General features: G+C 74.4%; 13 protein-coding genes. 4 read left to right on the top strand and 9 right to left on the bottom strand.

The genetic code is table 11. From position 1 onward, the window contains the following. The coding region (locus tag IE312_RS43120) for a M64 family metallopeptidase (RefSeq protein WP_229900770.1) at positions 1 to 442 on the bottom strand (442 nt) is incomplete at its 3' end. Between the two features lie 9 nt (positions 443 to 451). Continuing rightward, positions 452 to 898 (bottom strand): hypothetical protein, encoded by a 447-nt coding sequence (locus IE312_RS34185; protein ID WP_189986111.1) that lies wholly within the window; start codon positions 896 to 898, stop codon positions 452 to 454. Between the two features lie 375 nt (positions 899 to 1,273). On the opposite strand from IE312_RS34185, the gene IE312_RS34180 reads away from it, so the two are divergent. From IE312_RS34180 to IE312_RS34170, 3 genes are all read left to right on the top strand, one after another. Beyond that, positions 1,274 to 1,582, top strand: coding sequence for a hypothetical protein (locus tag IE312_RS34180; protein ID WP_189986110.1), 309 nt, complete (start codon positions 1,274 to 1,276; stop codon positions 1,580 to 1,582). A 119-nt stretch (positions 1,583 to 1,701) separates the two neighbouring features. Beyond that, entirely contained in the window at positions 1,702 to 2,661 is a 960-nt protein-coding gene (locus IE312_RS34175; protein WP_189986109.1) for a D-2-hydroxyacid dehydrogenase family protein, read from the top strand. 344 nt (positions 2,662 to 3,005) lie between these two features. Continuing rightward, positions 3,006 to 3,311 (top strand): chaplin, encoded by a 306-nt coding sequence (locus tag IE312_RS34170; protein WP_189986108.1) that lies wholly within the window; start codon positions 3,006 to 3,008, stop codon positions 3,309 to 3,311. A gap of 74 nt (positions 3,312 to 3,385) precedes the next feature. Here IE312_RS34170 and IE312_RS34165 read toward each other — a convergent pair whose 3' ends face one another. The 7 genes from IE312_RS34165 to IE312_RS34135 all read right to left on the bottom strand — a co-directional run bounded on the left by IE312_RS34165 (position 3,386) and on the right by IE312_RS34135 (position 8,083). Then, positions 3,386 to 4,252 (bottom strand): tyrosinase family protein, encoded by an 867-nt coding sequence (locus IE312_RS34165; protein WP_189986107.1) that lies wholly within the window; start codon positions 4,250 to 4,252, stop codon positions 3,386 to 3,388. Continuing rightward, on the bottom strand, positions 4,236 to 4,760 hold the full coding sequence (locus tag IE312_RS34160) for a tyrosinase family oxidase copper chaperone (protein ID WP_189986106.1): 525 nt from the start codon (positions 4,758 to 4,760) through the stop codon (positions 4,236 to 4,238). The genes IE312_RS34165 and IE312_RS34160 overlap by 17 nt, the downstream gene beginning before the upstream one ends. Before the next feature lie 101 nt (positions 4,761 to 4,861). Continuing rightward, complete coding sequence (locus tag IE312_RS34155; protein ID WP_189986105.1) at positions 4,862 to 5,377, bottom strand: hypothetical protein; 516 nt, start codon at positions 5,375 to 5,377, stop codon at positions 4,862 to 4,864. A 131-nt stretch (positions 5,378 to 5,508) separates the two neighbouring features. Continuing rightward, positions 5,509 to 6,015 (bottom strand): DUF5949 family protein, encoded by a 507-nt coding sequence (locus tag IE312_RS34150; RefSeq protein ID WP_189986104.1) that lies wholly within the window; start codon positions 6,013 to 6,015, stop codon positions 5,509 to 5,511. A gap of 158 nt (positions 6,016 to 6,173) precedes the next feature. After that, positions 6,174 to 6,461 (bottom strand): hypothetical protein, encoded by a 288-nt coding sequence (locus IE312_RS34145; RefSeq protein WP_189986103.1) that lies wholly within the window; start codon positions 6,459 to 6,461, stop codon positions 6,174 to 6,176. Positions 6,462 to 6,594: 133 nt separating this feature from the next. Further along, complete coding sequence (locus IE312_RS43115) at positions 6,595 to 7,671, bottom strand: hypothetical protein (RefSeq protein WP_229900769.1); 1,077 nt, start codon at positions 7,669 to 7,671, stop codon at positions 6,595 to 6,597. 172 nt (positions 7,672 to 7,843) lie between these two features. Continuing rightward, positions 7,844 to 8,083: a chaplin gene (locus tag IE312_RS34135; RefSeq protein ID WP_189986102.1), complete on the bottom strand. Its 240-nt coding sequence runs from the start codon at positions 8,081 to 8,083 to the stop codon at positions 7,844 to 7,846. Between the two features lie 561 nt (positions 8,084 to 8,644). Between IE312_RS34135 and IE312_RS34130 the strand changes: the two genes are divergently transcribed. Next, positions 8,645 to 9,707, top strand: a 1,063-nt coding sequence (locus tag IE312_RS34130; RefSeq protein ID WP_229900768.1) for a glycosyltransferase, incomplete at its 3' end; no start/stop codon positions are given.

The raw sequence follows: 9,707 nt of genomic DNA, 5'->3' as shown, positions 1-9,707 counted from the left end.
TGCCGACCGAGCCGCCGCTTCCGCCGTAGACGGTGGAGTTCACCACGACGATGGCGACGGAGAACTCCGGCACCTGGGCCGCGGCCGTCCGGAGCACGGTCGAGTCGTCGCACACCAGCAGCCGCCGGACGCCGTTCGCGCCGAACGTGGAGTCGAAGTAGGTGCGGGCGGTCGCGCCGGTGCCCCCGGCGCCGGCCGGGTCGTCGGCGCCCGAGTCGGTGGAGGTGACGTTGACCCGCCAGATGTTGATGGCCGGGCCGAGTTCGTCGTAGGGCGCGGTGGTGGTGAGCGCGGTGACGAAGTCTTTGCAGGCGGTGTCGAAATCGGACTGCTGTGCGGCGGTGAAGCCGTCGCCCAGCAGCACGATGGTGAAGGCGCGGTCGCGCGGCGCGGATCCGAAGATCTGGGTGCGGCCCTGGACGGCCCCGTCGGAGGTGGTCATCGCGGCCGCCTACCGGTCGAGCCGGAAGGTGGCGAGGTCGACGTCCCGTGTCGCGCCGGGCGGCGGGCTCGTCGCGCCTCCGGCGGCGAGCCGCGCCTCGGGGGCGGTGGGGGTGACGCGGACCACGGCGACCTGGGCGGCCTCGGCCGGTGCGGGGACGAGCACGGTGAAGGCACCGCGCGCCTCGACGTCGACCCGGGTGATCGGCTCCGAGTGGTCCTCGGGGAAGACCTCGGCGCTCTCCCGGAACGCCCCGCGTGCGGGGACGCGGGCGAGGCGCTGCCCCTGGTCGTCGCGTGTCTCCACGAAGTGGCCCGGGCGGACCTCGGGATGCGCGTCGAAGCCGCTGACGACCGCGTCGACGGGTTGCTGGGAGACGAGTCGTACGGCATCGCCCTCGTACTCGAAGATCAGGCGGACGGCTCGGGCGGTGGGTGTCTGGTGCGGGCCGGCCATGGCGGCTCCTCCCCCGGGGACTGTGATGTCCGAATGTTCCCTGTCCGTGCGGTGCCGTGGAAGGCCGGGGCGGGCCGACGGCCGGGAACTCACCCTGGAGCGCTGCGTCCCGTCTAGCGGGTGCTCACGCAACCGGCTTAGCCGGTCCGCCGGAGACCACCCCGCAGGGGATCGGGTGTGCTTGTCCTACTTTGGGATCATCTTCAGGGTATCTCTGTCCGATCACGGGCGCGCGCCGGTCCGGCGGCCCAGCGGCCCGGCGACCCGGTGGGCGGCCCGGGCGAGCGTGGCGCCGGCAAGGTCGGTTACTGGCGGGTTCTTCGGCTTAGTAAGATCATTTTCAGCCAACTCAAGCCCTTCCAGGGGGAAATACTCATGACCAAGCGCCTTTCCGCGCTGGCCGTCTCCGCGATCATCGCCGGCGGCTTCCTCGTCACGTCGGTGCCCGCCCACGCCGCCGCGCCCGCCGGCGGTGGCGCGGTGGTGGCCAAGGCCGCCACCCGGTGCGACCCGCGCGAGATGCGGCAGCAGATCGCGCGCCTCAAGACCAAGGCCGCGCAGCTGCGGCGGCTGGGGGAGGACGCGGCGGCCAGGAGGGCGCTGAGCCAGGCCGCCGCCCTCCAGAAGCGGCTCGACGCGTGCCAGAAGGCCGAGCGCGAGCAGAGCAAGCCGTTCCCCGGCTGAGGCCCGGCCTCCGCACGGCGCCGCCCGTCCCGTCACCGGGGAGAGCGGCGCCGTTCGTGCACCGCGGCCGAGGACCGGGATCACGTGGCCGCTACAGTCACCTCCGGAGGGGAGACGACGTGCGACTTCGCTGTGCGGTGCTGGACGACTTCCAGGGTGTGGCGACCGGGCTGGCCGACTGGTCGCCGGTCGAGGAGCGGGTCGAGGTCGTCGCACTGCGCGAGCACCTCCAGGGGGAGGACGCGCTCGCCGACGCGCTCGCCGGCTACGACATCGTCGTCACCCTGCGCGAACGCGTCCCTTTCCCCGGCTCCCTCATCGCCCGTCTCCCCCGGCTGAAGCTGCTCATCGCCTCCGGTATGCGCAACAGCGTCATCGACTATGCCGCCGCCGAGGCGCACGGCGTCATCGTGTGCGGTACGGCGAGTTCGAGCACCCCGCCGGTCGAGCTGACCTGGGCCCTGCTGCTCGGTCTCGCCCGGGGGATCGTCCAGGAGAACAACGCCCTGCGCGGCGACGGCCCTTGGCAGTCGACCGTCGGCGCCGATCTGCACGGACGCCGGCTGGGGCTGCTCGGACTGGGGAAGATCGGCAGCCGGGTCGCCCGGGTCGGGCTCGCCTTCGGCATGCGCGTCAGCGCCTGGAGTCGGAACCTCACCGAGGAGCGCGCCACGGAAGTGGGCGTGGAACTGGCCGGTTCCAAGGAGGAGCTGCTCCGCGAGAGCGACTTCGTGTCCGTCCACCTCGCCCTCGGCGACCGCACCCGCGGTCTGCTCGGCGCCGCGGAACTCGCCCTGATGAAGCCGAGCGCCTATCTCGTCAACACGTCCCGGGCCGCGATCGTCGACCAGGACGCGCTGCTGGCCGCGCTGCACGAGGGGCGGATCGCCGGTGCCGGCGTCGATGTCTTCGACATCGAGCCGCTGCCCGCCGGCCACCCGATGCGCACCGCCCCCCGCCTCCTCGCCACGCCCCACCTGGGGTACGTCTCCCACGCCAACTACACGACGTACTACGGCCAGGCCGTCGAGAACATCCAGGCCTACCTGGCGGGAACCCCGGTACGACGGCTCCCCTGAGGCGCCCGCGACCCCGGTACGACGGCTCCCCTGAGGCGCCCGCGACCCCGAACCGCCCCCGCCCGAGGGCCCCTCGCCCCCGGGGCCTCCGGCCGACGCCCCGCCCCGCCCCGCTCGTACGCCCCGCTCCCCCGCTCCCACCCCCCGCTCCCCCACGCACCGCGCCGGTCCGCCACCGCTGCCGGCCGCCTCGGAGGGCTCGGCAGGCCCAGGCAGGGGCGGTCCTGCCGTTAAAAGAGTGATCCGCCGCTGATCACCGTGACCAGCCCCGCGCCGCACCGTTGAAGGGGAAGTGCGGCGGCTGGCCTGCCGCTGCGCATTCCGAGCTACAAAAGGAGAACGTGATGTCTCGCATCGCGAAGGCAGCCGCTGTCGCTCTCGGCACCGGTGCCATGGTGGTCGGCGGGGCCGGACTGGCCCTGGCCGACGCGGACGCCAACGGCGCGGCCGTCGGTTCGCCCGGTGTGCTGTCCGGCAATGTGGTCCAGATCCCGATCGACATCCCGATCAACCTGTGCGGGAACACCGTGGACATCGTCGGCCTGCTCAACCCCGCCTTCGGCAACACCTGCGCCAACGTCAGCGGCGGCAAGAGCGTCCACGGCAACCCCGGCCCGGGCCACTACGGCGACAGCGGCTACGGCAACTGAGCCGACCGGCACCCACAGGCGAGAGCCCCGGCCTCCGAGCGCCGGGGCTCTTCCCGTGTGCGGCCGCCCGCCGCTCACGCGTACCGGTAGATCCGGCTCACGTCCTCCAGCTGGTCCGGCGTCTCGTCCCACGGCGGCAGCCTCTGGTGCCGGGCGACGACCCGCTCGTGCTGGGCGTCGGCGACGCCCGGCGGCTCGGCCGGCAGGTAGCGGTGGCTGCGGTGGGCGCGCTGCCACCGGTACCACTGCAGGTCCAGGAAGGCGTGGTGCAGCCAGAACACCGGGTCGTTGACGGATGCCCCGCCGAGCATCACGCCGCCGACCCAGCGGTGCACCCGGTTGTGGTTCTTCAAGGAGGCGCTCCCGCTGCCGGCGCCCCAGCCCTCCAGCTTGTTGCGGAAGCCCTTGCGGACGGTGGAGTCCCAGGGCCAGGCGTCGTAGACGGGGTCGTCCAGGGCCCACTGCAGCTCGCCGCGCGTGGGCAGCTGGAGCGGGGCGGCGGAGCGGCCGAGGTCCCGGGTGAGGAAGCGGCCGTCGGTGACGCCCTCCTTGATGGCCCAGTGGCCCGCCCCATAGGCGAACGGCCCGGTCATCACCCGTCGGTCGGAGCGCCGGCCGTTCCCGCCGAGCAGGTCCTTCGTCCACGGCACGGAGGTCGTCGTACGGTTGCGGGTCCAGTCCCAGTACGGCACCGTCACCGAGGAGTCGACCCGGCGCAGCGCCCGTTCCAGTTCCAGCAGGAACCTGCGGTGCCAGGGCAGGAAGGACGGCGCCATGTGGGCGGTGCGCAGCCCGTCCTCGCCGTCGGCGGTGTAGTAGTCGATGTGCATGCGCACGAACTCGTCGTACTCGCCTCGTCGTTTGAGCGCCAGCAGCGCGTCGACGAACCGCCGCCGTTCGCTCGCGGTGAGGGTGCTGACGTCCTTACGCACGTACGCCATCGTGTCCCCCCGTCCGGTGTCCCGGGTGTCCCCCGCCCATGGGTGCCGGTGCCAGGTCGCGCAGCCGCTGCCCGGGGCCGATCTCGTCGACGGCCGCCCGGGTCGCCTCCAGCGGCGTCCGGTACGACGTGTAGTGGTCGACCATGCTCAGCCAGGTGCCGTCGGCCCGGCGCATCAGGTGCAGCGGACGGCCGTCGATGGTGATCCGCCACTCGCCGCCGGCCGCCACCCGCCGCCCTTCGCTGCTGTCCTCCAGCTGCCCCTCGTGCTGTCCGTCGCGGGGCAGCAGGACGCCCTGGATACGGCGGCCCCGGTAGGTCTCGTCGAACGAGGTGCCGCCGGACCGGGCCGGGGGCACGGGCCGCGAGGCGGCCATCACGGGCGCCAGTGCCAGCGCGGCGGCCGAGGCCAGCAGCCCCCGCGCCAGCTCCCTCCGGGACGGTCCGGCCGTCCCCGTTCCGGTCTGCTGCTCCGCACCGACCGCCACTCCGCCGACACCCACGACCATGCTCGCTCCTCGTTCGTTGTCGCATGTCCGTACCGGCTAACCGGCCGAGGGCGCGCGGGGTCACCGCCTGAGAGCCGTACGGCGGGTACGGCCGGCTACGGCTACAGTCCCGGGCCGGTGCCCAGGTCCCCGCCGGCCACGCTCTGCACGGCCGGGGTGAGCACACCGGCCTGGGGGAGCTTCGCGGACGGCAGACCGAAGTTGCCGCCGTCGGGCGCGGTCAGCGGGGCGTCCATGGACAGGCCGGGGCTGAGGGCGCGCAGGTCGCCGGCGGGCGCGGTCACGCCGAGGTGGTCGAAGCCGCCGTCACCGAGGACGTGCGGCAGCGGGGCCCGGGCGTCCAGGCCGGGCAGTCCGCTGGTCACCGGGAGCTGGGGCAGGGTGCGGTCGGGCAGCAGCCGGCCCGTGACGTACCGGGGGCTCTCGGGGGCGCCGGGCTTCAGCAGCGGCACCTCGGCGCCGAGCCTGGGCAGCTCCATGTCGAGCGCCTTGGACACGCCGCCCAGGGGCACGGGGACCGGGACCGTGCCGGCCGCCGCGGCGGGGCCGGCGGCCCCCACGGTGGCCGCGACGCCCGTGACGACGGCGGCGAGGGTGACTCGGGTGGTCGGCTTCATGTCAGGTACGGTCCCTTTCAGGGTGCGGGGAGTTCGACGTCCGTACCGCGTAACGAGCGGAACACGCCTGCATCGCACAATTCCCCCGAGTGCCGTAATAGTCGGCCCGGTGCCGGAACGCCGGCGGGGCGTCAGGCCCGCAGGCCGCGGGCGGGCAGGTAGACGTGCGCGGCGGCGTCCGTGGTCTCGGGGGATCCGGCGAACGCGGCCAGCTCCGCGCCCGTGACCGGCTCACGGGGCCCGGTCGAGGGGCAGACCCGGGTGGTGAACATGAAGTAGGTGTAGCCGAGTTCCTCGACCGCCTCCAGCCACTCCGCCGGCGGGGTGACCTGGCTGCTGATGTTGTGGGGCAGCTGCAGGACGATCTGGCCGGCGACGACCAGCATGCTGACCTTCAGGCTCGGCCGGCTCATGCCGTTGACGGGTTCGCCGCCGGCGGTCAGGTCCATGTCCTCCAGGAGGTGGGTGACGGCGGCGGACGCGGCCCCCGGGCCGTCCGGTCCGTCACCGAGGGAGCAGGCGAGCAGACAGGGGGTACGGCCGTCCCCCTCCTCGTTTTTGGCCATCCAGGCGAGCAGGGCCAGGGTGCCCAGGTCGGCGGGGCGGAAGAAACGGGGTTCGCTTGTCACTGTGGTCACCGCGCGACCATATCGGCGGCCCCCGGCGCGACCCGGCGGCTCCTCACCCGTCCGGAGCAGTGCCGGAGGGTGCGCCACACGATCGGGCGACGGGGCCCCGACGCGCCGAGGGCCGGTTCCGCGCGGGTGCGGAACCGGCCCTCGGCGGGGGGCGGGCGTCAGTGCCCCAGGGGCAGGCCGCCGAGCAGCCCCTTCTGGTTGAGGGCGGTGGTGGCGCTCTTGAAGGTGCTGAGCACGGAGTCCTTGTTCTCGGTGTCGAGCGCGTCGGACTGGTGCTGCACCGGCATCAGGTCCTTCACGGAGGGCGGGTTGCCGGCCAGCTCGGTGAGGCCGCCGTTGAGGCTCAGCGGCGGCAGGTGCTGGGCGTCGTAGGCGAACGCGGGGGCGGCGACGCCGACGAGGGCCACGGAACCGGCGACAACGGCGGCAGCCTTCAGGGACTTCATCGTGTTCCTTCCTTCGGCAACTCACGTCGCCCTGGATGTACTGACGCCGTGCCCAACGAGTCGCGGCCGCACCGGAAACCCGGCACCGAGAAGACATATGAGATCCCCGCCCAGCCGGCGGGTCCCCGCCGTGTCAGCCGGTCGTCGTCGGCAGGGCCGGCTCCGCGGGGAGACTGGGAAGGCTGGGGAGGCTCGGCAGCGGGGCCAGGGAGGGCAGGGACTCGACGGTCGGAGCGGCCTCGTCCTTGCCGAGCAGGGTGGAGCCCAGCAGGTCGAGAAGGCCGGAGACGACGTCGTTGGCCGACGACAGCAGCTGGTCGACCTGGTCGGTGACCGCCTTCACCAGACTGTCGATCGCGCTCTGCAGTGCGGAGAGCGCGTCACCGGTCAGGTCGCGGTACGAGGGTACGCCCGCGAGACCCGCGTGCCGCGCGGTCGTCTGCGCGGTGAGCGCCGCGGGGATCGCGGGGGCGGCGGGGGCCGCCGGTGAGACGGGGGCGCTCGGCGCGGCGGGCGCGCTGGGGGACGCGGGCGCGGACGGCTTCGCGGACGTCGACGCGGTCGCGGGGGCGGCGGCCGGGGACGAGGAGGTCGCGGGCGCCGCGGAGGCCGACGCAGAGGACGGAGCGGACGGAGCCGCGGGCTTGGCCGTCGCGGAGGCGGGCGCGGTCGGTGAGGCGGAGGCGGGCGCGGTCGGTGACGTCTGGGGCGCGGGCTTCGTCGCAGCCGCGGGTGTCGTCTGGGCCGCGGGCTTCGCCGAAGTCGCCGGTGTGGCCGCCGCCGTGGGGGCCGCCGGCTTCACCGTCGCTGTGGGCGTCGCGGGAGCCGCGGGCCGTACGGGCGCCGGGGGCTGGACGGGTGTCGTCGGCTCGGCGGGGGCCGCGAGGGCCGCCGGCTTCGGGGCGGTGGCGGCCTGGGCGATGGCCGCCTTCGCCGCGTCGCCCAGCCTCCTGGCCTCGTCGGCGGGCAGCCGGCCCTTCTCCAGTGACCGGTTGAGCAGCTCGACGACCGGATGGAGCGTGGCGTCGGCGTGGTCCAGGGCTCTGGCCTGGGCGAGCAGCCGCTCCTTCTCCGCCGCCGGCAGGGGCGCACGGGAGGCGGCGCGGTCGTGCTCCCGGGCGCCGGCGACGGCGACCGGGCCGGTGATGCCGACCAGGACGGCCGCGCAGAGGACGGTGGACGCGAGACGCCGGGCAGGCAGATCACGCATGGGCGTTCCTTTCGGTGAACAGTGGGACCTGTGCCCACCGTCAGTTCACCGATCGCTCTCCGCAACCGCTCACGCACCGATCGTGAACCGTCCGGGGGAGCGGAAAACCGGCCGTCCGCCCCGCGACGGATGCGCACGGGCGGACCGCCGGCCGAAGGGTGGCGTGCCGACGTCAGTCGTTGACGCAGGTGTTGCCGAACGCCGGGTTCAGCAGGGCGATGATGTCGACGGTGTTGCCGCAGACGTTGATCGGCACGTGGATCGGAACCTGGATGACGTTGCCCGACACCACGCCGGGGGAGTTGGCGGCGACGGCGTCCGCACCGGCATCGGCGGAGGCCACGCCGGCACCGCCGGCAACGGCCGCGACGGCGGCGGAGGTCAGGACCAGGCCCTTCGCGATACGCGACATGGAGAGGTGCTCCTTGGGATCGACACAAACATCCGGGCGGGATGCCCGGCGCTGTGTCAACGCCCGGCGCGCCCGGGAGTTGTGCCGCCAATGGAGTGATGCGCGTGGCGCCGCCACCGGACAGCGCCGCAGTCGGCCGCGTTCCCCCGACGGGTCGGGCCGGCTCCTCCCGAGGGGGTACGGGCGGTGGAGCGGGGCGCACTGCAGTGACCGGGCGGCGCGGGCGACACGCGCACGCAACTCTGCGGACCCCGGCGTACGCCGGTCGTGCCGGACGGCTCCGGTGGTCCGCCGAACGGCGTAGCGCGTTCCACGATCGGCGCGCCGGGTGACGTACCGGTCCTGCGGGTCGTGGCCTACGCCCGCACGCTCGGCCACGACTCCCGCACTGTTCGATCTCGGCACGGCTCTGCGGCGCGGTGGTGACCAGCCGGGCTTCCGGCTCGTTGCCCACGCGGACGCGGCGCGGGCCGGCGTGCTCGTCGCCGCCGTGGACGCCCGCAGGCAGGAGGCGCGTTCACGACCGCAGTCCCGAGCGCCCGTGAGCGAGGTAACCCGCGCATGCACCAGTCAGCACCCGTCCACCCGTCCGGGGTGCCCCGGGTCCTGCACCTGGCCCAGCCCGTCGACGGGGGTGTCGCCCGGGTCGTGCTCGACCTGGTCCGGGCCCAGCTCGCGGCGGGCCTGCGGGTCACGGCGGCCTGTCCGGGCGGCGCCCTGGCCGCGGGCCTGCGGGAGCTGGGCGCCGACGTCCGGGACTGGCGGGCCGGCCGCTCCCCCGGTCCCGGTCTGCCGGGCGAGGTGCGCCGGCTCGCACGCCTGGTCGACGAGGTACGGCCCGAACTGGTGCACGCGCACAGCGCCAAGGCCGGCCTGGCCGCCCGGCTCGCCGTCCGCGGTCGCGTCCCGACCGTGTACCAGCCGCACGCCTGGTCCTTCGAGGCGGTCGGCGGCCTCACCGCGACGCTCGCCCGGTACTGGGAGCGGTGGGGGGCGCGTTGGGCCGACCAGGTGGTGTGCGTCAGCGAGGCCGAGCACGCGACGGGCCTGCGCGCCGGGGTACGCGCCGCGTACGCGGTCATCCCCAACGGGATCGACACCACCCGCTTCTGTCCGGACACGGGCACGGCCGCCGGGGACGACGCCGGGCAGAACCCCGGGGACGACGCCGGGCAGAACGCCGGGGAGAACGCCCGGAACCACGATCCCCTCGTCGTCTGCGTGGGCCGCCTCTGCCGCCAGAAGGGCCAGGACGTGCTGCTGGCGGCCTGGGACGGCATCCTCGCCGCACAGCCGCGGGCAGGGCTCGTGCTGGTCGGCGACGGCCCCGACCGCGAAGTCTTACGGCGACACGCGCCTCCCTCCGTACGGTTCACCGGCGCCGTCGCCGACACCGCGCCCTGGTACCGGGCCGCCGACCTGGTGGTCCTGCCCTCGCGCTGGGAGGGCATGGCACTCGCCCCGCTGGAGGCGATGGGCTGCGGGACACCCGTCGTACTCGCCGACGTCGACGGCGCCCGGGAGAGCCTGCCGCCCGCGCTCGCCGCGCACTGCCTGGTACCGCCGGAGGACCCGGCGGCGCTGGCCGGGGCGGTCACCGGGCTGCTGGCCGATCCGGCGCTGC

Origin of the sequence: Streptomyces capoamus, from assembly GCF_014654935.1 — a bacterium.
In the GTDB taxonomy this organism is placed as follows: Bacteria; Actinomycetota; Actinomycetes; order Streptomycetales; family Streptomycetaceae; genus Streptomyces; species Streptomyces capoamus.
The sequence above is the reverse complement of the archived record's forward strand: the minus strand, read 5'-3'. Positions and strand labels throughout refer to the sequence as shown.

Bases quoted from the DNA above. Each gene is read 5' to 3' on its own strand.
- IE312_RS34185 (WP_189986111.1), bottom strand. From the start codon at position 898: ATGGCCGGCCCGCACCAGACACCCACCGCCCGAGCCGTCCGCCTGATC.
- IE312_RS34180 (WP_189986110.1), top strand. From the start codon at position 1,274: ATGACCAAGCGCCTTTCCGCGCTGGCCGTCTCCGCGATCATCGCCGGC.
- IE312_RS34170 (WP_189986108.1), top strand. From the start codon at position 3,006: ATGTCTCGCATCGCGAAGGCAGCCGCTGTCGCTCTCGGCACCGGTGCC.
- IE312_RS34165 (WP_189986107.1), bottom strand. From the start codon at position 4,252: ATGGCGTACGTGCGTAAGGACGTCAGCACCCTCACCGCGAGCGAACGG.
- IE312_RS34160 (WP_189986106.1), bottom strand. From the start codon at position 4,760: ATGGTCGTGGGTGTCGGCGGAGTGGCGGTCGGTGCGGAGCAGCAGACC.
- IE312_RS34155 (WP_189986105.1), bottom strand. From the start codon at position 5,377: ATGAAGCCGACCACCCGAGTCACCCTCGCCGCCGTCGTCACGGGCGTC.
- IE312_RS34145 (WP_189986103.1), bottom strand. From the start codon at position 6,461: ATGAAGTCCCTGAAGGCTGCCGCCGTTGTCGCCGGTTCCGTGGCCCTC.
- IE312_RS43115 (WP_229900769.1), bottom strand. From the start codon at position 7,671: ATGCGTGATCTGCCTGCCCGGCGTCTCGCGTCCACCGTCCTCTGCGCG.
- IE312_RS34135 (WP_189986102.1), bottom strand. From the start codon at position 8,083: ATGTCGCGTATCGCGAAGGGCCTGGTCCTGACCTCCGCCGCCGTCGCG.